The sequence below is a fragment of the Williamsia muralis genome (genome assembly GCF_002735905.1).
In the GTDB taxonomy this organism is placed as follows: Bacteria; Actinomycetota; Actinomycetes; order Mycobacteriales; family Mycobacteriaceae; genus Williamsia; species Williamsia muralis_A.
This window is the reverse complement of sequence record NZ_PEBD01000010.1, coordinates 1,461,939-1,486,370: the sequence shown is the minus strand read 5'-3', so window position 1 is coordinate 1,486,370 and position 24,432 is coordinate 1,461,939. Positions and strand designations below refer to the sequence as shown.

The following is a 24,432-nucleotide window of genomic DNA, read 5'->3' as shown; positions in this document are numbered from 1 at the left end:
CACGACGATGAAACTCCTCAACACTTCATGCGGGCCAACCCGAGCCCTTTTGCCTCTGTATGTACCGAGCAGATCAGCTGCCCACTCGGTACGTCTTGTACGACCGATCCCGTTGCACTGGCCAACCCGGCCAGGCTACACAGGCCTTCGGCTCCCCCGAGCCCGGACGACCAGACTGTCTGGGACCGGGTGATCGGAAGCCATTGGGCGGGTGCCGCTCGAGTGCGGCCCCGCCCAATGGTCGTGTTCAGTTGTGTAGATCAGTAGCGACGGATGTCGACGATCGACTGGTCGTTGAGGCCCATCCGACCGACGGGCACGCCCTCGGTCGAGGAGTGGACGACCTGGCCGCCACCGACGTAGATGCCGGCGTGGCCTCCACCGTTGTAGATCACGACGTCGCCGGGCTGGATGTTCGCGGCGTCGACGTGGGTGCCACCGCCGAGCTGGCCGTAGCTGTCCCGGGGAATGGTCTGACCGGCCTGCTGATGCGACCAGTAGACGAGACCCGAGCAGTCGAATGCGCTGGGGCCGGCTGCGCCGTAGACATACGGCGAACCGATCTTGCTCACTGCGGCATCAGCGGCGATCTGGCCTGCGGGCCGGACCGGCTGCGCTGCCTGCGGCAGGATGCTGGGGGATTTGAACTCATTGGGGATCTGGTTTTCGGCCAGGCCCGGGATCTCGAAGGTTCCGACACCGGGAACGGTGATCGGAGCAGCCATGGCCGGCGCTGCGGCCATTCCCATGGTGCCGAGAGTGATCGATCCGGCGATCAGTGCGCCCCGGGCGCTCTTGATGCCCCGGTTCGGCTGTTGCAAACGGTGTTTCGCCACGAAGCGATGTCTCCTGTTTCTTCCCTATCCGCCTACCGGGTTAGCTGTCGGATTCGGGCCGGAAGATGGCCCTACCCGGTGAACCCAGAAGTCTGAAGACCTCAGGGTTCAGTGGGATTCACCCCGGATGTGAACTCGCATTCGCATCAGTGGTTCCCCGGTTCACCAGGACGGTGATTGAGCGGCGACCCTACGATCCGCTCCGGTTGGAGTGGACGCTTTCGCAAGGTCTCAGAAAGGTTACGAAACCGTGATGGTCCGTGTCCACTAGGGGACCGACAGGAGACCGACCGGCGTGTCGGGTCATCCAGCTCGCAAATGACCGCCAGATCGGGGAACAAAAACCCTGTTACCTGCGTTGACTGCCACGTCCTGACTGTGACGGTCAGACTTGCCGATCATGCCCGCAGCATGGAACACCGCAATGGCGTCGTCGATGCGCGACTGGTGGTCAATAACGAATTCATCACAGCGAACTTCGTCGTTTGCGCTGTTAGGGACACCTACGGGACCCAGGAAAACGGTCATCATGCAGTCGTCGCAGGCGACTCGACGGCCCGGGCACGTGTTGCAGTCTATGAGCATTGTGATCTCCGTCTCATTCGGTTTAGGGGGCCCTTTCTCAGGGTTCTCAGGGTTCTCCCCGACGTCCGGAGCCCTCTGGTTCGACCCCGATGGCCGAACGCTAACTCCACGGTCTGACAAGCCATCTCGCATTGCACCACCGCGGCGGTGTCGGTGGATCGAACTAATGTTCGCGGTGTGAGTGTTGTTGGTGAGGCTGCTGGGACTCAGCTGTGTTTCGACGATCCCGTACTCGACCACCCCGACGACGTCCCCCTGCGGGAGACCACATTCGTGGTGGTGGACCTCGAGACCACCGGGGGCAGCCCGATGGGCGACCGGATCACCGAGATCGGCGCCGTGAAGGTCCGGGGCGGCGAGGTGCTGGGCGACTTCGCGACTCTCGTGGATCCACAGCGCGGTATCCCCCCACACATCGTTCGCCTCACCGGCATCACCGAAGCGATGGTCTACCAGGCCCCGACGATCGACCAGGTACTCCCGGCCTTCCTCGAATTCGCCCGCGACTCGGTGATCGTGGCGCACAACGCCCGGTTCGACACCGGCTTCCTGCGCGCCGCTGCCACCGAGCTCGGCCACCCGTGGCCGTTCCGCAGGGTGCTGTGCACCGTGAAGTTGGCCCGTCGAGTCCTGACCAGAGACGAGGCACCGACTGTCAAACTCTCGGCTCTCGCTGACCTCTTCGCCGTTCAGACCCGCCCGACCCACCGGGCGCTCGACGACGCCCGCGCAACAGTCGAGGTGATGCACCGCCTCTTCGAACGGGTCGGCAATCTCGGCATCCACACCTTCGGCGACCTCCGCAACTTCCTGCCCGGGGTCTCCCGCGCCACGCGGAACAAGAGGGGTCTGGCAGATCACCTGCCGTCAGAACCCGGCGTCTACATGTTTCGCGGACCCTCTGACGAGGTCTTGTACGTCGGCACCGCAACCGACCTGCGCAGGCGGGTCCGCAGCTATTTCACCGGTTCGGAGAACCGCACCCGGATACGCGAGATGGTCGAACTGGCGACGCGCGTCGACCACGTCCAGTGTGCCCATCGGATCGAGGCCGGGGTGCGCGAACTGCGCCTCCTCGGCGCCTACGCGCCGCCCTACAACCGCCGTTCGAAGTTCCCGCATCTCGGCTGGTGGATCTGCCTCACCGAGGAGGCATTCCCACGCTTGAAGATCAGCCGGGCCCCGACGGCGACCTCGGTCGGCCCCTTTCGTTCCCGCGCCACTGCCTATGACGTCGCAGACCTCATCGCCGACACATGCGGCCTACGCACGTGCCGTACCGCACTGCGGGCCACTGCACTTCATGTATGTGAGGTGGGCCCGGGCGGGCGACGAGTGGTCGGCGGCTGCCACGCGGCCACCACCGAACCACTTGCCGCCGAGGCGTATCTCCCCCGAGCCCGAACTGTCGCCGAGCTGTTCAGCGGCCGAAGCGACCTCCCCGTTCAGCTGGCTCTGGACAAACTCGAGTCGCTCGCCCGTGCCGAGCTCTTCGAGAACGCCGCGCGGTTACGCGATCGCCTCGACCACCTCATCGCCCACCTGGAACGGTGTCAGCGACTGGCTGCCCTGGCCCGCATCTCGGAAATGGTCGCCGCCGCACCCGACGGACGCGGCGGATGGGACCTGGCGGTGATCCGGCACGGCCGCCTCGCGAGCGCCGGGGTCGCCGCACGGGGCGTTCCGCCGATGCCCGTGGTCGCGGCGCTGGCGGCCGGTGCGGAGACGGTGATCCCCGAACCGGGGCCGCTGTACGGCGCGCCCCACGAGGAAGTCGCGTTGGTGTACCGGTGGCTCACCGGGCCAGGTGTTCGAATCGTCTGTGCCACCAGCGGGTTCAGCTTGCCGCGGCACGGTGGCGGCCGGCACGTCCACTGGCGCGACAAGGTGGGTACGGCGCGTCGCACCATCACGCTCGAGGGCGACCTAGGCTGAGTCAATGATTACCGCCATCGTCTTGATCCAGACCGATGTCCATCAGATCCCGGAGACCGCCCAGGCAGTGGCCGACATCTCAGGCGTCACCGAGGTGTACTCGTGCGCCGGTGACGTCGACCTGATCGCGAAGATCCGAGTCAGGGACCACGCGGAGATCGCCGACGTCGTCACCGCCGCGATCAGTCGGCTGCCGGGTGTGAAACACACCGCCACCCACATCGCCTTCAAGAGCTACTCCAGCGCCGACGTGGACGCCGGCTTCTCCATCGGCGAGTAAAAAAGGGCACCCGGTTGACTTCCCTGGTCGATGGCCTACCGGGGAGCCCGCCGGACAGCCCGTGGAGGGGTGCGTCAGAGGGCGTTGCTCACGCGCACCCAGTTGTCGAGCAGGGTCGCGGCCGCGCCGGAGTCGATTGCGTCGGCGGCCACGTCGATCTGCGTGCGCAGCTGTTCGTGCAGGTCGGCGTCGCGGTCGGGACGGTAGGCAGCCAGTGCGCCGGCGGCATTGAGCACCACGGCATCGCGTACCGGCCCCGTCGCTCCGGCGAACAGGTCCCGCGCGACCTGCGCGTTGTGATCCGCGTCGCCGCCCCGAAGTGCTTCCAGTTCGACGCGGGCCAGACCGATGGTCGTGGGGTCCACCGTCTGTGTGTGCACGGCGCCGTCGACGACCTGCCACACGGTTGACGTCGTCGTCGTGGTCAGTTCGTCGAGGCCGTCATCGCCGCGGACGACGAGTACCGAATGACCCCGATCAGCGAACGTCTGGGCGAGGACAGGAGCGAGATCGACGAAGGCACACCCCACCAGTCCACTGGTTGGCTGTGCCGGATTGGTCAGGGGGCCAAGCACATTGAAGACCGTCGGTATGCCGATTTCCTTGCGTGGGGCCGCCGCGAACCTTAATGCGGGATGAAACACAGGGGCGAAACAGAACGCGATGCCGGCCTGGCCGACACAGGTGGCGACGCCATCGGCGGTCAGCGCGATCTTGACGCCCAGCGCCTCCAGGACGTCGGCGCCACCGCTCTTCGACGACGCTGCGCGGTTGCCGTGCTTGACCACCGGCACACCGGCTGCGGCCACCACCACCGATGCCATCGTGGAGATGTTTACCGTGTTCGACCGGTCACCACCGGTTCCCACGATGTCGACGCAATCGCCCGTTGTTGGCACCACACTGGAGTGGGAGAGCATCCCCGTTGCCAGGCCGAGCAACTCCCCGGGGGTCGGCCCCTTGAGTTTCATCGCCACCCCGAAGGCCGCGATCTGCGCTGGGGTCGCGTTGTCGGTCATGATCTCGTTCATCGCCCACTCGGCACCGTCGGGATCCAGGTCGTGGCCATCGGCCAGAACACCGAGAATCTGCGGCCACGTGCGGGCCGGAACATTCGAGTGGGTCACAGTGGCAGCCTAGCCACCCCCCGCAACCCGATTCGTCGGCGGTTGCAGCACCTGCCAGCCCACTGCAGAGCCGCCGTGCCGCTGGGCCAGACCGGCCATCCGAGAGCGTTCCTGGGACACGTGCAGGGCATCGATCAGCTGTACGCGAGCCAGTGCCACCACATCATTGCCGCCGGGGGCCTCCACACCGCATCCCGGCGGAACCGGAACGGGTCCGTAGTGGTCCTGTGCCGCAAGCTCCAGAGCCCTTGGGACGGCCCCGGAAGGCAGTATCAGCAGGTGCCGCAGAACCGACTGTTCGTCCTCGCGCCAACCGGAATCTGCGAGCACCGACGACGCCGCCTCCGCGTCGTCGAAACTCTCGGCTGTCACGACGAGAGATGGATCGTCGGCAGACAACTCCCCGTTGGGCTTTCGACCGCCGGCGAGCCGACCGGACCATCGTTTCCACCGGGATACTTCGACCGGGTTCCCGTTCACGTCGCGAGGCACCCCACCAGCCTCCCAGGTGTGTGATTTCCAGCTCTCTGACACGCCGGGAACAGGGCATATGCCTCCATCTACCTGGGTCGGCGTGACCCGCCGAAAAAAATTCTGGACCCAAGTAGTCAGCGCTTACTACGAACCGTCATACTTCTGGGGTGACTAGCGCTGCAGCACCCACAGGATCAGCTATCACCCAGCGCGTGCACTCGCTGAACCGACCCAACATGGTCAGCGTCGGCACGATTGTGTGGCTTTCGAGCGAGCTGATGTTCTTTGCCGGATTGTTCGCGATGTACTTCGTCGCGCGAGCCGGAAACTACGGCAACTGGCCGATGGAGCCCACCGAGCTCAACCTGACGTTGGCGATCCCGGTGACCACCGTGTTGATCCTGTCGTCGGTGACATGCCAGCTCGGTGTCTTCGCCGCCGAGCGTGGCGACGTCTTCGGCCTTCGCCGGTGGTACACGATCACGCTGATCATGGGCGCGATCTTTGTCGCCGGTCAGGCGTACGAGTACTACCACCTGGTTCACGAGGGCACGACGCTGTCGTCGAGCGCCTACGGCTCGGTGTTCTACATCACCACCGGGTTCCACGGCCTGCACGTCATCGGCGGTCTCGTCGCCTTTGTCTTCTTGCTGATCCGCACGCGGTTGAGCAAGTTCACCCCGGCTCAGGCAACCGCCGCGATCGTCGTGTCCTACTACTGGCACTTCGTCGACATCGTCTGGATTGCCTTGTTCGCGACCATTTACTTCATCCGGTAACGCGCACCACACTTTCGCCCAGGCAGAGTCAGTCCGCTTAGCAGAGAGACACAGATGAGTTCATCTCCCCCACCCACCTCACCCGGGGATTCGGTTGAGGGCGCCCTGAGCGAGGGCGCAGGCAGGATCGACGCGAAAAAGGCCAAGGCACGCCGCAAGTTGCGACGTCGCGCGTCCGGCATCCTGCTGTTGCTCGCAGGTCTGGTGGTCGCCGGCGGCCTGGCCACCGCGATCACCCCGGACCCGCAGGTCGCCAAGGCGGACAGCGAGTCGAGTGCTGCGCTGATCCAGGATGGCCGCAAGCTCTACGAGACGTCCTGCATCACGTGCCACGGCGCCAACCTCGAAGGCGTGCTCGACCGCGGACCGTCGCTGGTCGGCGTCGGCGATGCCTCGGTGTACTTCCAGGTCTCGTCCGGGCGCATGCCCGCGGTCCGTGGTGAGGCTCAGATCCAGCGCAAGCCGGCCAAGTTCACCCAGGCCCAGATCGACCAGCTCGGCGCCTACATCCAGTCGGTCGGCGGCGGCCCTCAGGTCGTGTACGCCAAGGACGCCGACGGAAACGTCATCTTCGAGGACGGTTACCCGGTTGTCGAGCAAGAGCAGTTGCGCGGCGAGAACATCGGCCGCGGTAGTGAACTGTTCCGCCTCAACTGCGCGTCGTGCCACAACTTCACCGGTCGCGGTGGCGCACTGTCGTCGGGCAAGTTCGCGCCGGTCCTCGACCCGGCCAATGAGCAACAGATCTACACGGCGATGCTGACCGGACCGCAGAACATGCCCAAGTTCTCGGATCGTCAGCTCACCGATGAGGAAAAGCGGGACATCATCGGCTACGTCAAGTACGCGACGCGCCCCGAAGCACCGGGCGGGTACGCCCTGGGCGGCTTCGGACCGGTCTCCGAGGGAATGGCGATGTGGGCTGTCGGCGTAGTGGCTATCGTCGCCGCCGCGATGTGGATGGGATCACGCACATGAGCGATCAACACAAATCTGTCCCCACCCAGGACGAGCTCGACGGGATGAGCAACGACCAGCTGGTCAAGCTCGGCACCAATCTCGACGGTGTGGAGATCATCCACCGTCGGGAACGGTTCCCCGAGCCCGGCAGCAAGGCGGAGAAGCGTGCCGAGCGATCGGTTGCGTTCTGGTTCCTGCTGGCCGGTCTGTCAGCGGCGGCCTGCTTCGTCATCTTCATCTTCAACCACTGGGAATTCGTCATGCCCGGTGGAGACCACTACTGGCAGTACATCTTCAACACTCCCCTTCTGGGCGTGACCTTCGGATTGTCGATCCTCTCCATCGGAGTGGGCGCCATCCAGTTCACCAAGAAGTTCATTCCCGAAGAGATCTCGGTCCAGGACCGCCACGACGGCGGCTCCACCGAGGTCGACAAGAAGACCGCTGCCGCCATGCTCGGCAACACCGTGACGTCGTCCACGATCGGTCGTCGCAAGATGATCATCGGTGCCGGACTCTTCGGACTCGGAACCTTCGCTGTCACCGGCCTCGTCGCCCTGGTCGGCGGAATCATCAAGAACCCGTGGGCCGAGGGCAAGGACGCCCCGCTCTGGAACACCGGGTGGTCGCCGATCCACAACTCGCCCGAAGCCCCCAACGAGACGGTCTTCCTGCGTCGCGACACCGGCAACCCACACCAGGTGGTCCTCGTCCGGCCGGAAGATCTCGATGCCGGCGGCATGGAGACGGTCTTCCCGTGGCGGGTCTCCGATGGCGTCGGAGAGACGGAAGAGTCTCGGCACAAGCTCCTCGAAGGACTGCGTGCGGTGGACAACCCCGTGATGTTGATCCGCCTGCGTCCCAACGATGCGGCCCGGGCCATCAAGCGCAAGAACCAGGAAAGTTTCAACTACGGCGACTACTTCGCTTACACGAAGGTCTGCTCGCACCTCGGTTGCCCGGCATCGCTCTTCGAGCAGCAGACCAACCGAATCCTCTGCCCGTGTCACCAGTCTCAGTTCGATGCCCTCGAGTTCGCCAAGCCGATCTTCGGTCCAGCTGCTCGCGCGCTCGCGCAGTTGCCCATTACTGTGAATGATCAGGGTTATCTGGTGGCGGCCGGCGACTTCATCGAACCCGTCGGGCCGGCGTTCTGGGAACGCGGCCAGGGGAAGGACAGACCATGAGCAAACTCGCGCAACGCGCAGAAGAGGTCGACAGCCGGTATCACCTGGCTCCCGGTCTCCGGCGGCAGATCAACAAGGTCTTCCCCACCCACTGGTCCTTCCTGCTCGGCGAGATCGCGCTCTACAGCTTTGTGATCCTGTTGATCTCGGGCGTGTACCTGACGTTCTTCTTCGATCCGTCGATGAGCGAGGTCGTCTACAACGGCGCCTACGAACCGCTCAACGGCGTGATGATGACCAAGGCGTATGCCACCACACTCGACATCTCGTTCGAGGTCCGCGGCGGTCTGTTCGTCCGACAGCTCCACCACTGGGCAGCGCTGCTGTTCGCGGCGTCGATCATCATCCACATGGCGCGCATCTTCTTCACCGGTGCGTTCCGCAGGCCGCGTGAGGCCAACTGGGTCATCGGCTGCATGCTGCTGCTCCTGGCGATGTTCGAGGGCTTCTTCGGATACTCACTCCCCGACGACCTGCTCTCGGGCACCGGCGTCCGCGCTGCCATGTCGGGCATCGTCCTCGGAATACCGCTTGTCGGTACCTGGATCCACTGGGCCTTGTTCGGCGGTCAGTTCCCAGGCGACATCATCATTCCGCGGCTCTACATCCTGCACGTGCTGCTTTTCCCAGGGATCATCCTGGCCCTGATCGGTGCACACCTCGCACTGGTCTGGTACCAGAAGCACACTCAGTTCCCCGGCCCCGGCCGCACCGAACAGAACGTTGTCGGTGTCCGCATCCTCCCGATCTTTGCGGCGAAGGCCGGTGCGCTGTTCGCGGTCACCTTCGGCTTCCTCGCGATCATCTCCGGCATCTTCCAGATCAACCCGGTGTGGGTGCTCGGGCCATACAACCCGGCGCACGTGTCGGCCGGTTCGCAGCCCGACATCTACATGATGTGGACCGACGGACTTGCCCGCCTGATGCCGGCGTGGGAGGTCTACTTCGGAAACGCGTACACGATCCCAGCGATCTTCTGGGTGGTCGTTCTCATCGGGGTCATCATCACCGTGATGTTCGCCTATCCCTGGATAGAGAAGCGGCTCACCGGCGACGATGCTCACCACAACCTGCTGCAACGGCCTCGCGACACCCCGGTGCGCACAGGTGTCGGCGCGATGGCACTCGCCTTCTACATCGTGCTCACCGTGTCGTGCATGAACGACATCATCGCGTACAAGTTCCACATATCGCTCAATGCGACCACGTGGATGGGACGCATCGGCCTGATCATCGTGCCGCCGCTCGCGTACTACATCGCTTACCGCTGGGCCCTGGCCCTGCAGCGCAGTGACCGCTTCGTGCTCGAGCACGGCATCGAGACCGGAATCATCAAGCGTCTCCCCCATGGTGAGTACATCGAGCTGCACCAGCCGCTCGGACCTCTCGATGATCACGGTCACCCGCTTCCGATGCCGTACGAGGGTGCAGCGTTGCCCAAGCGGATGAACAAGCTGGGGTCCGCCGGTAGCCCGGGCAGCGGTTCGCTCCTGGTGGCTGACCCACCGGAAGAGCAACAGCGTCAGATCGAGCTCGACAGCGAAGCCCACCATGTCGAGAAGGACGCGCTGCGCGCTCTTCAGGCTCGTGGCGGAAGCCCGTTCACCGACTGATCTGCGACAACACAAGAAATCCGGGTCCCATATCGGGGCCCGGATTTTTTGTGCCCAGGATTGTTTGAGACCCGGGCTCTCGGTGTGTGGGCAGGTTCCCCAGACGTTGCGCCTCTCCCCTACCCCACTGCAGTGCACGCGATCGGTGTGGACAGAAGGACGGGTCCTGAGGGCCTCGACAACGAAGGGGAAGCTTGAAAACCACGAGCGCGCACCTGGAACCGAGACTCACCATTCGAGAACAGACGAACAGGCGAGCACAACGGCGGCGCTACAGGGCCACCAGGATCACCAGAGGTCGCCGGAGCGCCAGTCGCACAGCAGGCGACCATCGGGCCGTCCGATCTCACCGAAGACGTGTACCCCTCCACGGTCGTCGGGCGTCGCGATCGGGCCGCTGGGCGTCAGCGCCCCGAGTTCGCCCTCCCACGGACGCCAGCCTCGTGCACGATAGAGGGCTTCGCCGGCCGCACTGGCGCTGAGCGCCCCGAAGTCGTAGGCGTCGAGCACTATTCGCTCGCACGCTTCCATCACCTGATGCCCGAGACCCTGTCGTTGCCGTGTGGGGTCGACTGCAACCGCTTCCACATACCCGACGCGGAGCGGTACTTCGTCGACGACCATGGATCTGGCCACCACCGCCGCATGGGCCACTACGTCACGGCCGTCGGACGCGACCATGACGTGAAGCCCGCCGAGGGCGTGGTCGTAGTCGGTGTCTCCGAACTCACCGTCGAAAGCGCGGTCGAAGAGCTCTCGCAGGTGACGGCGCTGCACAGCGCTCAGCTCCCAGGTGTGCCGTATCTCTACGGACATCCCAGGAGCTGAGTGCAAAGAAGAATCGATGTTGTTCTGCTGGTCAGTGCTTTTCTTGCCCGGTGTGGTACTCGAAGACCAGACCGGCGACCGCACCGATGATGGCTGCAGCAGCGAATCCGACGAACCAGAAGTTGCTGGTTGCCATCGCCACAGCGAGGGTCGCGGCGCCGAGGGCAATCACCACAGGCCACCAGCTGCCGGGGCTGAAGAAGCCCAATTCGCCGGAACCGTCGGACACCTCGGCGTCCTCGTAGTCCTCAGGGCGGATGTCGACGCGGCGGGCGACGAATCGGAAGTACGTCCCGATGATCAGGGTCAGACCGCCGGTCATGACCAGACCGGTGACACCGACCCATTCGACGTTCTTGCTGGACAGTCCACTGGCCAGCCCGTAGGCGATGGCGACCAGGAAGAAGAACCCGGTGAGTACCTCGAAGAGGCGCGCTTCAATTCTCATCTCGTGGCTCCTGGGTACTAGTTCGAGGCCGTCTGGGTGCCGCGGCGGGTGTCGAAAGGCTTGGTGGTCAGCGCAGTGGCGGGCTCACCGATCGATTCGAGTGCCTGGGCGTTGGTGGCGTTCGGGTTCGATTCGCGGAACTTGATGTAGCGATCGAACTCCTCGGGACTGACGGCACGCACCTCGAAGTTCATCATCGAGTGGTAGGTACCGCACATCTCGGCACAACGCCCGACGAAGGCGCCTTCGCGGTCGATCGAGCTGACCTGGAAGCGGTTGTCGGTGTGGTTCTCCTCCGGGAAGGGGAACACGTCGCGCTTGAAGAGGAACTCCGGGACCCAGAACGAATGGACAACGTCGTTCGAAGCGATCTCGAACTCGATGCGCTTGCCGGTCGGCAGGACCAGGACCGGGATCTCTTCGGAGTTACCGGTGGTCTCGATCTTGTCGTACATGAGGTACTCGCGGATGTTGTTGCGCTCCGCGTCGATTGCGTTCTGTTCGTTGTGGCCGGCCTGCTCGGCCTTCTCGCCGGCATGCTCTTCCAGCTCGGCCCGCTGGTTCTCGTACGGGTTCTCGCGGGTGCCGTCGTAACGGGAGCCGTCTTCCAGCTGCACCGTGCGGTAGCCGAACTTCCAGTTCCACTGGAAGGCAGTCACGTTCACGACCACATCTGGATCGGACTTCTTCGCCTCGACATCGTTCTGCACGATGATCGTGAAGTAGAAGAGCACCGCGATGATCACGAACGGGATGGCCGTATAGGTCAACTCGAGCGGCACGTTGTAGGCCGTCTGGCGCGGGAACTCGTCCCCACCGGGCTTCTTGCGGTGGAAGGTGACGGTCCAGAAGGTCAGCGCCCACACGATGATTCCCATGACGAGGGCAGCGATCACCGACCAGGTCCATAGGTGACGCATGCTTTCGGCCTCGGGCGTGATGCCCTCGGGCCAGCCGAACCGCATCACTTCTTCAGCGCTGCAGCTCGACAGCATCATCGCGCCGACACCCAAGAACAGGGTCGCGCTGATCTGCTTGATTCGACGTCCGCGGTGCTGACGCTTAGTCGATGCCGGAGGTCGCCCACCGTGTGCCAATTTCACGCCTTCCTACCCTGCCCAGACTGCAAACAGCCACACCGCCACCCACGATTGGTAGCTCGTGTACTACGCAGCGTAGACCAACCGCCCGCAACATTCGTATCGGGGTTTGGGTTCGTGTCATCGACGCCCGGAATGCCGAGGACGCGCTTGGGGCGGGCAGGCGGGGGTGACCGTTGTTGCGGCATACTCGGGCATGTTCGAAGTGCTGTCCGGAGGACGAATTGAGGCTTTTTCGTGTGTGGTCTGCTAGGTCTGTTGTCCAGCGACGCGTCTGCGGGAGAGTCTGCCGAATTGGTGGCCGCGGCGTCGCACTGCATGCGCCACCGTGGGCCTGACGAACCGGGTGGAACGTGGCACGACGCGGATGTCGCCTTCGGGTTCAACCGTCTCGCGTTCATCGACATCGAGCACTCGCATCAGCCGCTGCGCTGGGGTCCCGCGGACAATCCGGAGCGGTACGCGTTGGTCTTCAACGGCGAGATCTACAACTACCTCGAGCTTCGTGAGCAGCTGAGCCGGGACGAGGGCGCAGAGTTTCGCACCCAGGGTGATGGCGAGGCCATCGTCGCTGCCTTCCATCACTGGGGTCCTGACGCGGTCGCCCGGCTGCGCGGCATGTTCGCCTTCGCGATCTGGGATACCGAGGAGCGATCGATGTTCATCGCCCGCGACCCGTTCGGCATCAAACCGCTCTTCATCGCGACGGGCTCGGGCGGAACGGTCTTCGGCAGCGAGAAGAAGAGCCTCCTCGAACTCCTCGACCGAATCGGCGTCGCGGACGGTCTCGACCCCCGCGCAGTCCAGCACTACACGGTGCTGCAGTACGTACCGGAACCAGAAACCCTGCACGCGGGCATCCGTCGCCTCGAGTCCGGCAGCTACGCCACCATCAAGCCCGGACAACGACCGCAGGTGCGCCGGTACTTCACACCCCAGTTCAAGGTTCGCCCGTTCACCCCGGACACCCAACAGAAGCGATACGACGAGATCGCCGCAGCGCTCGAGGATTCGGTCGCCAAACACATGCGTGCCGACGTCACGGTGGGCTCGTTCCTCTCCGGAGGCATCGATTCAACGGCCATCGCGGCGCTGGCGATCAGGCACAACCCGGATCTGATCACGTTCACGACCGGGTTCGAGCGCGAGGGCTACTCCGAGGTGGACGTGGCAGCCGAATCGGCCGCGGCCATCGGCGCTCGGCACGTCGTCAAGGTCGTCGGACCTGCCGAGTTCGCCGCCGCGATCCCGGAGATCGTGTGGTACCTCGACGACCCCGTCGCCGACCCGGCTCTGGTGCCGCTGTATTTCGTGGCGAAAGAAGCACGGAAGCACGTCAAGGTGGTCTTGTCCGGCGAAGGTGCCGACGAACTCTTCGGCGGGTACACGATCTACAAAGAACCGTTGTCGCTCAAGCCTTTCGAGCGGCTACCCAGGGGACTGCGAGTGGCCGCGGGCCGGTTGTCGGACCGCATACCCGAGGGCACACGCGGTAAGAGCCTGCTGCACCGCGGCTCGATGTCGCTCGAAGAGCGGTACTACGGGAACGCACGCAGCTTCGACGACGCGCGGCTACGCGCTGTCCTGAAAGACTTCCGACCGGATTGGACCCACACCGATGTGACGGCTCCGATCTACGCGACCTCGCAGGGGTGGGACCCGGTGGCGCGGATGCAGCATCTCGACCTGTTCACCTGGCTTCGCGGCGACATCCTGGTGAAGGCCGACAAGATCACCATGGCGAACTCGCTCGAGTTGCGGGTCCCCTTCCTCGACCCCGAGGTGATGCGAGTCGCCGAGGCCCTGCCCTTCGACGAGAAGATCTCGCACGGCACCACAAAATACGCGTTACGGAAGGCCCTCGAGCAGATAGTCCCCGCCCACGTCCTGCACCGCAAAAAGCTGGGCTTCCCCGTTCCGCTGCGTCACTGGCTGGCCGGGACCGAACTCTACGACTGGGCTCAGCAGACCGTCGAGAAGTCTCAGACCGAGCACATCTTCAACAAGGACGCGGTGCGGCAGATGCTGACGGAGCATCGCGACGGAGTGGTCGACAACAGTCGACGACTCTGGACGGTGCTGATCTTCATGGTGTGGCACGGGATCTTCGTCGAGGGCACCATCACGCCCCAGATCGAAGACCACCGCTACCCCGTCAAGCTCTAGCCTCGGCGTAGGCCGGGCGGTCATCTCACGCCGGGATGACCGCTCCGATCTCGGCAGCAGCCTCGTCTCCGTACGCGCCCGCAATGCGCGCCAACGCTGATTCGCGGTTCCACGTCCAGTCTTGCGGCGCAATGGTTTCCAGCACCAGGACGGCGACCATCGAGCCGAGCTGGGCGCTGCGCTCATGACTCAGACCCGCTGCGTTGCCGACGAGGAATCCGGCGCGGAAGCCGTCGCCGACACCGGTCGGATCGACTTTCTCCGTCTCGGGCACCACCGGCACATGGGTGCGCGTTCCGTCGGCCTCGACGATCTCGGCACCACCGCTGCCCAGCGTGGTGACACGCAGTCCGACCATCTCGGCGACCTGGGCATCACTGAGCCCGGCCTTCTGACGTAGCAGGCCCCACTCGTACTCGTTGGTGAACAAATAGGTGGCCCCGTCGATGAGTTCGCGAACCTGTTCGCCGTCGAGTCGCGCGAGTTGCTGCGATGGGTCGGCGGCGAACGGTATGCCCAGCTCACGACACTCCCGACTGTGCACGATCATCCCCTCAGGATCATCGGCGCCGATCAGGACGAGCTCGGGCTTGCCGAACTCCTCGGCGAGCCTGGCAAGTGAGATCTGGCGGGATTCACTCATCGCTCCGGCGTAGAAACTGGCCAGCTGGGCCATCTCGTCGTCGGTGGTGCACATGAAGCGTGCGGTGTGGGCTGTCTCCGAGACGCGGACACCGCGCGTGTCCACACCGTTGTCCTCCAAGAACTTGCGGTAGTCGTCGAAGTCGCTGCCCACCGACCCCACGAGCAACGGCGAACCACCCAGGACACCCATCGCATACGAGATGTTCCCGGCGACACCGCCGCGCCGGATGATGAGTTCCTCGACCAGGAAGCTGAGAGAGATGTGGTCGAGATGTTCCGAAAGCAGCTGCTCGGAGAACTTCCCCTGAAAACGCATCAAATGATCTGTTGCGATCGATCCACAAATGGCAATGGCCACGAAAACGAGCCTTTCTGTTCACCCGGTGATGGGGCTAACGCTACATACGCCCACGAACGAAGCAGGGCATACCCCGAATCCGTCGAAAGTATGGGCGGGCGCCTCCGGCCGGGCCGGTATGCAACTCCTCAGACAGGACAACGGCCGCACCCGAGTGATCGGATGCGGCCGTTGCCGAGAGCCAGAGCCCAGTCGGGGCTTGGGCGTCAGTTGAACGAGTCGCCGCAGGCGCAGCTGCCGGTCGCGTTCGGATTGTCGATGGTGAAGCCCTGCTTCTCGATGGTGTCGACGAAGTCGATGCTCGCGCCCATGACGTACGGCGCGCTCATCCGGTCGACGGCCAGTCCGACGCCGTCGAACTCGACAACCAAGTCGCCGTCGAGGTTGCGGTCGTCGAAGTAGAGCTGGTAGCGCAGGCCTGCGCAGCCACCGGGCTGAACCGCGATGCGCAGCATGAGCTCTTCGCGACCTTCCTGCTCGCGCAGGGCCTTGGCCTTCGCGGCAGCGGCATCGGTCAGAATCACACCGTGGGCAGGCGCTTCGGTCTCGGTCTGCACAGCGGTCTCATTCGATGCGGTCATGGATTCTCCTCAGTGTGCGGGGCGTAGGCGTGCGATCGGCACAGCTGCCAGGTATCGGATGCGAACTTCCAACGCCTATAACCGTACTCCTGTCCCACCTATTCCCGCGTCACGCGGGCGGGCGAAAGCGCCGGTCACCACTCCTCGGCGACGTGCCGCGCGAGTCGGCGCAGCTGGTTGTCGGCGTCATCCATCGCGAGCTGGACCGATCCTGCGATGTCGACGATCGAGTCAGCCCTGGCGATGCCCGCCTCGACGATCTGCGCGGGCGTGAGCGTCACCTGGCCCGCAAGCACAACGGTCGGGATACCTCGCCGACGCGCGGCGGTGGTCAGCGCCGCGACGACCTTGCCCTTGAGGGTTTGTTCGTCACACCGCCCCTCGCCGGTGATCACGAGGTCCACGTCGTCGATCAATTGCTGTTGTCCGGTCGCCTCTGCGATCACGGTCGCCCCGGACACCCTCGTTGCCCCGAGCGCGATCAGCGCGGCACCCAGTCCCCCGGCCGCACCTGCGCCTGCATCCTCGGTGATGTCGCGGCCGGCGAGACCGTTGAGTTGCGTGGCCCATTCGGCCATGCCTTCCTCCAACAAAGAGACGGTCTGGGGGTCGGCGCCCTTCTGTGGCCCGAACACATGTGCCGCACCACCCGGGCCCAGCAGCGGGTTCTCGACATCCGAGGCAGCCACCAATGTGACCGACCGCAGCGAATGGGCGGCGCCGTCGAGACCACCCAGCGCGTCGATCAGACCACGACCGCCATCGGTACTCGCGCTGCCGCCCAGCCCCACAACGATCTCTGTGGCGCCGGCGGCAACCGCGGCGGCCACCAGCCGGCCGACCCCGAACGTGTCCGCGGACAGCGCGGTCCGCGGAGTGGGGCCGCCTCCCAACTGGTGCAGCCCGCAGGCCTGCGCACATTCGATGTAGGCGGTCACACGGTCTCCGCGACGATCCAGCAGCCAGTCGGCCCGAACCGACGCACCCAGTGGACCTGTCACCGTCTCGCTGCGGCGATCGCCGAAACGGCTGGCCAGGACATCGACGAATCCTGGTCCACCGTCGGACTGAGGCACCGATATCAACTCGTCGCCGGGACGTCCGAGCTTCCACCCGGCCGCGATGGCCTTGGCGGCCGCGACCGCTGTGAGGGTGTCACCGAAGGAGTCCGGGGCGATCAAAGCCTTCATGGAGGGAGTATAGGAACGACAAGGCAGCTCCGGCAGCGCAGCGAAGACGCCGGCTGTCCCGGCCGGCCGGGAGTCCGGCACCACCCGGGGATCAGAACTGCCGCCGGGGAGATAATCTGACGGGGTGAAATTGCCCTGGAAGAAGGACGACGTCGAAGGCGACACCGTCGACACGACCGCCGGTGAGACAACGGTGGAAGAAACTGCGGGCAGTCGCAGGTACACCGAGGGCAAAGGTCGCCCGACTCCCAAGCGGCGTGACGCCCAGGGCAAGCGACGCGGACCGGTCAGCCCGGCCCCGCTGACCCGCGCCGAGGCGCGGGCACGGAAGAAGGAACTCAAGGGGTCGAACGTCACCCTGACCAAAGCCGAGAAAAAGGACCAGGCCGACGCCCGCCGTCAGCAGCGCGCCGACCAGCGTCAGAAGATGATGGAAGGCGACGAGCGGTACCTGATGCCGCGCGACAAGGGCGAGGTGCGTCGTTACGCCCGCGACATCGTCGACTCCCGCCGGAACTTCGCCGGGATGTTCATGCCCTTCGCCATCCTGCTGATCATCGTCATGTTCGTGCCGGCCATCGCGGTGTACGCCACCCTGCTCATGCTGGTGTTCGTGATCTTCCTGGTGATCGACGGAGTGTTGCTGGGGCGCATCCTGAACAATCGCGTCCGCGAGCGGTTCCCGAGCACTGAGGACGGCGGATTCAAGCTCGGCTGGTACGGATTCAGCCGCGCGATGCAGCTGCGGTTCATGCGGGCACCAAAACCGAGGGTCAAGCCGGGTGACGCGGTCTGAGCGACGATGCGCACTCTGATCCTTGGTGGAATTCGTTCAGGTAAATCAGCTTTCGGCGAAGGACTGCTCCCGGCAACCGGCGTCCGATACATCGCCACGGCGGCCGATCCGGCAACGGGTGACCCACAGTGGTCACAGCGCATCGCCGCACACCGGTCACGACGGCCGGCCGGTTGGCAGACGGTGGAGTCCGCCGACGTCGCCGGTCGACTTCGCTCCGACCCGGACGTGGCGACCCTTGTCGACGATCTCGGCGGGTGGGTCAGCAGACAGATCGACGATGTCGGCGGCTGGGACGACGACAATTTCGACCTCTCTGACAAGGTCGCCGAATTCGTTTCTGCAATAGCAGATTTCACGGGAGACCTCGTCATCATCAGTCCCGAGGTGGGCCTGTCTTTGGTGGCGCCCACGCCTGCGGGACGGTTGTTTCAGGATCAGCTGGGGCTTCTCAACAATGCCGTGGCGGCGACGTGTGACCGGACGGTCCTGGTCGTCGCGGGCAAAGTGCTCGAGATCAGTGGCCCGCAGCCGGCTGCCACCAACGCTGTCAGCGCGGCGCCCGTGCCGGTCGAGGCATCGACAGCCGACGACATCGAGGTCACGTCGGCAACCCCACCGACCGAGGGGTCCGACGACTCCGGGCAGCACGCCGGCCTCGGCGCCGCGACGGAGTTCGAACTCCCCGAGCAATTCGACTTCATCGCCGCTCCCGACCGTGATGCAGCCATTGCGGCCAGGGCACGACAGGGTGAACTGACCAAGCCCACCGGCTCGCTGGGTCGGCTCGAAGAGATCGCAGTGTGGGTCGCTTCATGCCAAGGAGTGTGTCCCCCATCGCCTTTCGGTCAGCCGACGGTGGTTGTGTTCGCCGGCGACCACGGGGTCGCCCGCGCCGGGGTGTCGGCGTACCCACCTGAGGTGACGGCACAGATGGTCGCCAACTTCACCGCCGGTGGAGCCGCGGTGAACGTGCTGGCCAGACTGCACGGTGCGAAGGTCAGGGTCGAGGATCTCGCGGTCGACGCCGAGACGCCCGAAGCCATCAGCCGATTCAAGGTTCGGCGCAGCTCGGGAGACCTGACCGTCGAAGACGCTCTGACCACTGAGCAGACCCGCGCTGCCCTCGCCGCCGGGCGGGCCATCGCCGACCAAGAGATCGACAGTGGCGCCGATCTCCTGATCGCCGGTGAGATGGGTATCGGCAACACCACTCCCGCAACGATTCTCGTCGGTCTTCTGACGGACAACGAGCCCGTGGTGGTGGTCGGCCGCGGAACCGGCATCGACGACAACGGCTGGATCCGCAAGACTGCGGCGGTGCGCGACGGGATGCGTCGTGCGCGCCCCCACGGCAGGGTTCCCCTCGAGTTACTGCGCACTGTGGCGGGCGCGGAGATCACCGCGATGGCGGGCTTCCTGGCCCAGGCCGCGTTACGGCGCACACCGGTCATCCTCGACGGTCTGGTGGTCACAGCCGCTGCGCTGGTTGCCAACGACATAGCGCCCGGTGCTCGCGAGTGGTGGTTGGCCGGGCATCGATCCGCCGAGCCGGCTCACAGCATCGCGCTCAAGCAACTCGATCTCGAGCCGCTCCTGGACCTCTCGATGCGCCTCGGCGAAGGCAGTGGCGCTCTGACCGCTCTCCCGGTGGTGCAGTCTGCGGTGGCCACACTCGCCTCCATGGCCACCTTCGCCGAAGCCCAGGTCACCGGCGCACCGGAACCCACGCGCGCCGGTCGATGAGCCTTCGCCGCGCGCTGCGCGGTCCCCAGACCGCGCTGTCCTGGTTGACCATCCTGCCTGTGGCGGAACCACCGGGCCCATTCGACCGCGCCTTGGGCGGCGCGGTGATCGGGTCCACTCCCCTGGTCGGTGCGGTCCTCGGCGGCATCGCCGCCACAGCCGCTTTCGGGCTGTCGTTCACCGACTTACCGGTGTTGATGCTCGGCCTGTTGATCGTCGGATTGTTGGCGGTCCTGACCCGGGGCATGCACCTCGATGGGCTCGCCGACACCGCCGACGGACTCGGCTGTTTCGGTCCGCCCGAGCGGGTTCACGAGGTGATGCACAGTGGCAGCACCGGTCCGTTCGGCGCGGCGACGCTGGTGCTGGTGATGGGTGCGCAGGCAACCGGATACGGCGCCCTCATCGAACAGGGAAACTGGGCCGCCATCGTCTTCGTGGTCTTCCTCAGTCGCGTGGCCCCTGTGATCGGATGCCGGATCACGTTGCACGCCACCGAGAAATCCAAGTTCGGTGCATTGACCGCGGGCACGCAGCGGCTGACCATCCCGTTCTGGGTGATGGGGGCTGTGGTCGCCGGGTTCGCGATCGAGCCGGTACCGCCGATTCCCGGTGCGTTCACCGCTGTGGTGGTCGCAGCCTTCGCCTGGGCATTCACCGCACACTGTTCCCGACGGTTCGACGGTGTGAACGGCGACGTTTTAGGCGCTCTCGTCGAACTGAGCGCGCTGATCGCCTTGTGCGGGATGTTGATCGGCTGACAGGCCGGGCGCCGACCTCAGCCGTAGAGCTTGGTCATCCAGCCGTGCGTGTCGGCGAACGTCCCGCGCTGTATGCCGGTGAGGGTGTCGCGCAGGGCCATCGTCACCTTGCCCGGCTGGCCGTCGGCGATCGTGTAGTCATCGACGTCGCCCTTGACGTGCCCGACCGGGGTGATCACCGCGGCGGTGCCACAGGCGAAGACCTCCGTGATCTCGCCCGATGCCACGCCTTTGCGTAGCTCCTCGACGCTGATCTTGCGTTCACTGACGTCGAAACCGGCGTCGGTCGCCAACTGCAGCAACGATTCCCGGGTGATCCCAGGCAACAGAGATCCCGACAGCTCCGGGGTCACGAGTTTGGCGTCGGCACCGGATCCGAACACGAAGAACAGGTTCATCCCACCCATCTCTTCGATGTGGCGACGCTCGATGGCGTCGAGCCAGACCACCTGATCGCATCCGTGCTCGGCGGCCTGGGCCTGGGCGAGCAGTGACGCGGCGTAGTTGCCACCGAACTTGGCCGCGCCGGTACCACCGGGCGCCGCCCGCACGTACTCGGTGGACAGCCAGACACTCACCGGATGAACGCCGCGGGGGAAGTACGCACCGGCAGGCGACGCGATCAGCATGTACCGGTACTCGGTTGCGGGCCGCACCCCGAGGCCGGGCTCGGTGGCGATCATGAACGGGCGCAGATAGAGCGACGACTCGCCGCCGGCTGCGGGCACCCACTCGTGATCCGCGGCCAGCAGGGCTTGAAGCGAGGCCATGAAGTCCTCGGTGCTCAGTTCGGGCATGGCCAGCCGACGCGCCGAACGCTGCATCCGCGCTGCGTTGGCGTCGGGCCGGAACGATGCGATCGTCCCGTCGGACTGCCGGTAGGCCTTGAGACCTTCGAAGATCTCCTGGGCGTAGTGCAGCACCATCGCCGAAGGATCCAGGGCGATCGGGCCGTACGGGACGATGCTCGCGTCGTGCCAGCCCTTGTCCGCGCTGTAATCGATGATCACCATGTGGTCGGTGAAATGCCTGCCGAATCCCGGGGCTTCCAGGATGTCGGCGCGGCGCGACTGGGACACCGGCTGGGGATGCTCGGTCCGGACGAACTCCAAGGTCATCAGGCAATGGTAACGCTCACCCGTGAGCCGATTCCGACCACCGATTCCGCGTGGCGCGACACCCCCGGTCCGCCGGCGAAACGGGTGGGGTCAGCCGGCGTTCGCGGTCACGAACGGCGGCAGCACCACCTCGCACTCGAGAGCCCGTCCCCGGACATCGATCACCACGGTGTCGCCTTTGGCGACACCGGCGGCACTGTCGATGAGCGCCAAGGCAATTCCGGTCTTGAGCGTCGGAGAGAAGGTGCCCGATGTGCACACGCCGATCCGGTCACCGCCTGCGACCGACAACACGGGCAGATCGGCACGCGGCACGCCGCGCCCGGTCGCCCGCAGACCCCACAGCCGCCGCACCGGGCCCGCCTCCTTCTCGGCCAGCAGGGCGTCGCGACCGAAGAACTCCGGTTTTTTCCATCCGACAGCCCAACTGCAACGGGCCTGCAGTGGACTGATGTCGACCGACAGTTCGTGTCCGTGCAGGGGGTAACCCATCTCGGTGCGGAGGGTGTCGCGAGCTCCCAATCCGGCCGGCTGTCCGCCGGCCGCGACAACAGCGGACAGGAGCGCATCGAAGACCGGTGCGCTGTCGTCCCACGACGGCAGCAACTCGTAGCCTCGTTCACCGGTGTATCCGGTCCGGCACACCCGCACCGGGTACCTCGTGTCACCCACCGCCAACTCGGCATCGGCGAACGACATGTAGTCCATCTCCGTCGGCACGCCCAGATCCGCGAGCACCTGCGCCGAGCGGGGACCCTGAACCGCGATGACACCGAAGTCGCGATGCCGGTTCCGGACCTCGATCCCGTCAGGGGCAACGGCCGCGAGCGCCGCGACCACTGCAGCCGTGTTCGCGGCGTTCGGAACCATGAACACCTCGTCGTCGGACACCCAGTAGACGATCAGATCGTCGATGACCCCGCCGGTTTCGTTGGTGCACAACGTGTATTGGGCCTTGCCCGGCGCGATCTTGTTCAGATCGTTGGTGAGGGTGCGGTTGACGAAGTCCGCAGCTCCCGGTCCGGTGACGGACGCCTTGCCGAGGTGACTGACATCGAATATCCCGACCGCCTCACGCACGGCGGTGTGCTCGGCGACAGTGCCCGCATAGGACACCGGCATGTTCCATCCGCCGAATGCCGCGAAACTCGCACCCAGTGTGCGGTGCGATTCCTCGATCGGTCCGGCCAGCAATTCACCTTCGCTCATGGCGTTACGCTATCGCGCCCACGGCGGGCCCGGGAGCGAGGCGAACTAGGATCGACAATCGGGAAGCATGTCGGCTACGAGTGGGAGTGAAACGTGAGCAAGTCAAGCGCGAACCGTCGGCTGGGTCCGGAACTGTCTCTGGTGACCCAGATCGGCAAGGGCGACGACGTTCTGGTCATCGGATTGACGACCACTGAGGACGACGGCACTCCCACATTGGTGATCGGCGATGGACTGCTCGACGATGCGCAAGCAGGCGCAGTGGACGCCGCGCTGTCTGCGGTCGGGGCCACCGGCGCGGCCGGCCAGCTCAACCGGATCCCGGCACCCCCCGGGCTCGGCGTCTCCTCTGTCCTCGCGGTGGGCCTGGGTGCCCCGGCCAAACTCGATGACAGCGAACACGTTCGACGGCAGGCAGGTGTTGCCGCCCGCAGCCTCGACGGGGTGGCCAGTGCTGTCACCACGCTGTCCACGATCGATCTGACCGCCGCCGCCCAGGGCTTCTTCCTCGGCTCCTACCGCTTCGACGAGTTTCGTTCGAAGGAGCCGGAGAAGTCCGGGGTCACCGCGGTCAAGCTCCTGGTGCCCGGCACCGACAAGCAGACCAAGAAAGATCTCGAGCGCGCCGAGGCCATCGCCATCGCCGTCGCGACCGCCCGCGACTTCGTCAACACCCCGCCGAGCCATCTGTACCCCGAGGAGTTCGCGCAACGCGCCAAGGCCCTCGGCTCTGCCGCCGGCCTCAAGGTGGAGATCCTCGACGAGGCAGCCCTGGCCAAGGACGGCTACGGCGGCATCGTCGGGGTCGGCCAGGGCAGTTCCCGGCCACCGCGCCTGGTACGACTCACCCACACCGCGGGCCGCAAGGCGAAAACCGTTGCGCTCGTGGGTAAGGGCATCACCTTCGACACCGGTGGCATCTCGATCAAGCCGGCAGCCGGCATGGACCACATGACCTCGGACATGGGCGGAGCTGCGGCGATCGTGGCCACCACCATCCTCGCGGCCAAACTCGACGTCGGTGTCAACGTCATCGCCACCGTCCCGATGGCCGAGAACATGCCGTCCGGCACCGCCCAGCGTCCCGGCGACGTCCTCACCCAGTACGGCGGCAAGACCGTCGAGGTGCTCAACACCGATGCCGAGGGCCGGCTCATCCTCGCCGACGCGATCGTGCGCGCGTGCGAGGACAACCCCGACTACCTCATCGACACCGCAACACTCACCGGCGCGCAGATGGTGGCCCTGGGGACACGCACACCCGGTGTGATGGGCACCGAGGAGTTCCGTGACCGTGTCGCGACGATCTCCCGCTCGGTGGGCGAATCAGGTTGGGCGATGCCGTTTCCCGAGGAATTGCGATCAGATCTCGACTCCAGGGTCGCCGACCTGGCCAACATCACCAATCACCGTTGGGGCGGAATGCTCTCGGCCGGCGTGTTCCTGCGCGAGTTCGTCGCCGACGGGGTCGAGTGGGCCCACATCGACATCGCCGGACCTGCGTTCAACACCGGAGGCCCGTGGGGCTATACCGGTAAGGGCGGTACAGGTGTCCCCGTACGCACCATCTTCGCCGTGCTCGAGGAGATCGCTGCCGAAGGGTAGAGCAAAAGGTAGGGTTTAGACCGGCGGTTCGGCCCACTAGGAAGTACCGCCACAACGCCGCGTCACCAACACCGGTGGCCCGGACTCAGACCGCAGACCGTACAC

Annotated in this window: 22 protein-coding genes and 1 riboswitch; of the genes, 11 read left to right on the top strand and 11 right to left on the bottom strand. The window is 65.3% G+C overall.

All coding sequences use genetic code 11. The features are described from left to right. Positions 1 to 260 precede the first annotated feature (260 nt). A complete protein-coding gene (locus CSW57_RS20510; protein WP_099384312.1) occupies positions 261 to 836 on the bottom strand; it encodes a C40 family peptidase in 576 nt (191 codons plus the stop codon). A gap of 14 nt (positions 837 to 850) precedes the next feature. Then, positions 851 to 1,030, bottom strand: a riboswitch (cyclic di-AMP (ydaO/yuaA leader). A 568-nt stretch (positions 1,031 to 1,598) separates the two neighbouring features. Between CSW57_RS20510 and CSW57_RS20505 the strand changes: the two genes are divergently transcribed. Continuing rightward, positions 1,599 to 3,356: a DEDD exonuclease domain-containing protein gene (locus CSW57_RS20505; RefSeq protein ID WP_099384311.1), complete on the top strand. Its 1,758-nt coding sequence runs from the start codon at positions 1,599 to 1,601 to the stop codon at positions 3,354 to 3,356. A 4-nt stretch (positions 3,357 to 3,360) separates the two neighbouring features. Continuing rightward, positions 3,361 to 3,636, top strand: coding sequence for an Lrp/AsnC family transcriptional regulator (locus CSW57_RS20500; RefSeq protein ID WP_023953755.1), 276 nt, complete (start codon positions 3,361 to 3,363; stop codon positions 3,634 to 3,636). A gap of 74 nt (positions 3,637 to 3,710) precedes the next feature. Here the strand turns inward: CSW57_RS20500 and trpD are convergent, their stop codons facing one another. Next, entirely contained in the window at positions 3,711 to 4,763 is a 1,053-nt protein-coding gene (trpD, locus tag CSW57_RS20495; RefSeq protein WP_099384310.1) for an anthranilate phosphoribosyltransferase, read from the bottom strand. 9 nt (positions 4,764 to 4,772) lie between these two features. Beyond that, positions 4,773 to 5,255: a hypothetical protein gene (locus tag CSW57_RS20490; RefSeq protein ID WP_223249365.1), complete on the bottom strand. Its 483-nt coding sequence runs from the start codon at positions 5,253 to 5,255 to the stop codon at positions 4,773 to 4,775. Positions 5,256 to 5,404: 149 nt separating this feature from the next. Between CSW57_RS20490 and ctaE the strand changes: the two genes are divergently transcribed. The 4 genes from ctaE to qcrB are packed head-to-tail and all read left to right on the top strand — an operon-like array spanning position 5,405 to position 9,776. Then, the gene (ctaE, locus tag CSW57_RS20485) at positions 5,405 to 6,016 is read left to right on the top strand and encodes an aa3-type cytochrome oxidase subunit III (RefSeq protein ID WP_081729571.1); all 612 of its coding nucleotides are present in this window, start codon (positions 5,405 to 5,407) and stop codon (positions 6,014 to 6,016) included. 54 nt (positions 6,017 to 6,070) lie between these two features. Then, positions 6,071 to 6,994, top strand: a complete 924-nt coding sequence (gene qcrC, locus CSW57_RS20480; protein ID WP_099384308.1) for a cytochrome bc1 complex diheme cytochrome c subunit — start codon at positions 6,071 to 6,073, stop codon at positions 6,992 to 6,994. Further along, positions 6,991 to 8,163, top strand: coding sequence for a cytochrome bc1 complex Rieske iron-sulfur subunit (gene qcrA, locus CSW57_RS20475; protein ID WP_099384307.1), 1,173 nt, complete (start codon positions 6,991 to 6,993; stop codon positions 8,161 to 8,163). The genes qcrC and qcrA overlap by 4 nt, the downstream gene beginning before the upstream one ends. Further along, positions 8,160 to 9,776, top strand: a complete 1,617-nt coding sequence (gene qcrB, locus CSW57_RS20470) for a cytochrome bc1 complex cytochrome b subunit (protein WP_099384306.1) — start codon at positions 8,160 to 8,162, stop codon at positions 9,774 to 9,776. The genes qcrA and qcrB overlap by 4 nt, the downstream gene beginning before the upstream one ends. Before the next feature lie 288 nt (positions 9,777 to 10,064). On the opposite strand, the gene CSW57_RS20465 is transcribed toward qcrB, so the two are convergent. From CSW57_RS20465 to ctaC, 3 genes are read right to left on the bottom strand one after another with little or no spacing between them, the layout of a single operon-like run. Continuing rightward, positions 10,065 to 10,592 (bottom strand): GNAT family N-acetyltransferase, encoded by a 528-nt coding sequence (locus tag CSW57_RS20465; RefSeq protein ID WP_099384305.1) that lies wholly within the window; start codon positions 10,590 to 10,592, stop codon positions 10,065 to 10,067. A gap of 43 nt (positions 10,593 to 10,635) precedes the next feature. After that, a complete protein-coding gene (locus CSW57_RS20460) occupies positions 10,636 to 11,052 on the bottom strand; it encodes a cytochrome c oxidase subunit 4 (RefSeq protein ID WP_099384304.1) in 417 nt (138 codons plus the stop codon). Positions 11,053 to 11,069: 17 nt separating this feature from the next. Next, positions 11,070 to 12,149 (bottom strand): aa3-type cytochrome oxidase subunit II, encoded by a 1,080-nt coding sequence (gene ctaC, locus CSW57_RS20455; protein ID WP_442316350.1) that lies wholly within the window; start codon positions 12,147 to 12,149, stop codon positions 11,070 to 11,072. 240 nt (positions 12,150 to 12,389) lie between these two features. Here ctaC and asnB point away from each other — a divergent pair, with 240 nt between their 5' ends. Then, positions 12,390 to 14,318 carry an asparagine synthase (glutamine-hydrolyzing) gene (gene asnB, locus CSW57_RS20450; protein ID WP_099384303.1) on the top strand — a complete coding sequence of 643 codons (1,929 nt, stop codon included), beginning with the start codon at positions 12,390 to 12,392 and terminating at the stop codon, positions 14,316 to 14,318. A 25-nt stretch (positions 14,319 to 14,343) separates the two neighbouring features. Here asnB and CSW57_RS20445 read toward each other — a convergent pair whose 3' ends face one another. The 3 genes from CSW57_RS20445 to CSW57_RS20435 all read right to left on the bottom strand — a co-directional run bounded on the left by CSW57_RS20445 (position 14,344) and on the right by CSW57_RS20435 (position 17,092). Further along, entirely contained in the window at positions 14,344 to 15,321 is a 978-nt protein-coding gene (locus CSW57_RS20445) for a carbohydrate kinase family protein (protein ID WP_099384302.1), read from the bottom strand. Positions 15,322 to 15,527: 206 nt separating this feature from the next. Further along, complete coding sequence (locus CSW57_RS20440) at positions 15,528 to 15,902, bottom strand: HesB/IscA family protein (protein ID WP_023953775.1); 375 nt, start codon at positions 15,900 to 15,902, stop codon at positions 15,528 to 15,530. Between the two features lie 134 nt (positions 15,903 to 16,036). Continuing rightward, positions 16,037 to 17,092 carry a glycerate kinase family protein gene (locus tag CSW57_RS20435; RefSeq protein WP_099384301.1) on the bottom strand — a complete coding sequence of 352 codons (1,056 nt, stop codon included), beginning with the start codon at positions 17,090 to 17,092 and terminating at the stop codon, positions 16,037 to 16,039. A 124-nt stretch (positions 17,093 to 17,216) separates the two neighbouring features. On the opposite strand from CSW57_RS20435, the gene CSW57_RS20430 reads away from it, so the two are divergent. From CSW57_RS20430 to CSW57_RS20420, 3 genes are read left to right on the top strand one after another with little or no spacing between them, the layout of a single operon-like run. Next, the gene (locus tag CSW57_RS20430; protein WP_030171520.1) at positions 17,217 to 17,888 is read left to right on the top strand and encodes a DUF3043 domain-containing protein; all 672 of its coding nucleotides are present in this window, start codon (positions 17,217 to 17,219) and stop codon (positions 17,886 to 17,888) included. A gap of 6 nt (positions 17,889 to 17,894) precedes the next feature. Then, complete coding sequence (gene cobT, locus CSW57_RS20425; protein ID WP_099384300.1) at positions 17,895 to 19,634, top strand: nicotinate-nucleotide--dimethylbenzimidazole phosphoribosyltransferase; 1,740 nt, start codon at positions 17,895 to 17,897, stop codon at positions 19,632 to 19,634. Beyond that, positions 19,631 to 20,395 carry an adenosylcobinamide-GDP ribazoletransferase gene (locus CSW57_RS20420; protein ID WP_023953783.1) on the top strand — a complete coding sequence of 255 codons (765 nt, stop codon included), beginning with the start codon at positions 19,631 to 19,633 and terminating at the stop codon, positions 20,393 to 20,395. The genes cobT and CSW57_RS20420 overlap by 4 nt, the downstream gene beginning before the upstream one ends. Positions 20,396 to 20,412: 17 nt before the next feature. Here the strand turns inward: CSW57_RS20420 and CSW57_RS20415 are convergent, their stop codons facing one another. Continuing rightward, positions 20,413 to 21,513 carry a branched-chain amino acid aminotransferase gene (locus CSW57_RS20415; RefSeq protein ID WP_099384299.1) on the bottom strand — a complete coding sequence of 367 codons (1,101 nt, stop codon included), beginning with the start codon at positions 21,511 to 21,513 and terminating at the stop codon, positions 20,413 to 20,415. Between the two features lie 90 nt (positions 21,514 to 21,603). Then, on the bottom strand, positions 21,604 to 22,722 hold the full coding sequence (gcvT, locus tag CSW57_RS20410; RefSeq protein WP_099384298.1) for a glycine cleavage system aminomethyltransferase GcvT: 1,119 nt from the start codon (positions 22,720 to 22,722) through the stop codon (positions 21,604 to 21,606). Between the two features lie 93 nt (positions 22,723 to 22,815). Here gcvT and CSW57_RS20405 point away from each other — a divergent pair, with 93 nt between their 5' ends. Continuing rightward, positions 22,816 to 24,327 carry a leucyl aminopeptidase gene (locus CSW57_RS20405; RefSeq protein WP_099384297.1) on the top strand — a complete coding sequence of 504 codons (1,512 nt, stop codon included), beginning with the start codon at positions 22,816 to 22,818 and terminating at the stop codon, positions 24,325 to 24,327. The last annotated feature ends 105 nt before the right edge of the window (positions 24,328 to 24,432 follow it).

Coding starts and splice junctions, on each gene's coding strand:
- CSW57_RS20465 (WP_099384305.1), bottom strand. CDS start 10,592: ATGTCCGTAGAGATACGGCACACCTGGGAGCTGAGCGCTGTGCAGCGC.
- CSW57_RS20420 (WP_023953783.1), top strand. CDS start 19,631: ATGAGCCTTCGCCGCGCGCTGCGCGGTCCCCAGACCGCGCTGTCCTGG.
- qcrA (WP_099384307.1), top strand. CDS start 6,991: ATGAGCGATCAACACAAATCTGTCCCCACCCAGGACGAGCTCGACGGG.
- CSW57_RS20415 (WP_099384299.1), bottom strand. CDS start 21,513: ATGACCTTGGAGTTCGTCCGGACCGAGCATCCCCAGCCGGTGTCCCAG.
- qcrB (WP_099384306.1), top strand. CDS start 8,160: ATGAGCAAACTCGCGCAACGCGCAGAAGAGGTCGACAGCCGGTATCAC.
- CSW57_RS20500 (WP_023953755.1), top strand. CDS start 3,361: ATGATTACCGCCATCGTCTTGATCCAGACCGATGTCCATCAGATCCCG.
- gcvT (WP_099384298.1), bottom strand. CDS start 22,722: ATGAGCGAAGGTGAATTGCTGGCCGGACCGATCGAGGAATCGCACCGC.
- qcrC (WP_099384308.1), top strand. CDS start 6,071: ATGAGTTCATCTCCCCCACCCACCTCACCCGGGGATTCGGTTGAGGGC.
- CSW57_RS20460 (WP_099384304.1), bottom strand. CDS start 11,052: ATGAGAATTGAAGCGCGCCTCTTCGAGGTACTCACCGGGTTCTTCTTC.
- cobT (WP_099384300.1), top strand. CDS start 17,895: ATGCGCACTCTGATCCTTGGTGGAATTCGTTCAGGTAAATCAGCTTTC.
- CSW57_RS20440 (WP_023953775.1), bottom strand. CDS start 15,902: ATGACCGCATCGAATGAGACCGCTGTGCAGACCGAGACCGAAGCGCCT.
- CSW57_RS20435 (WP_099384301.1), bottom strand. CDS start 17,092: ATGAAGGCTTTGATCGCCCCGGACTCCTTCGGTGACACCCTCACAGCG.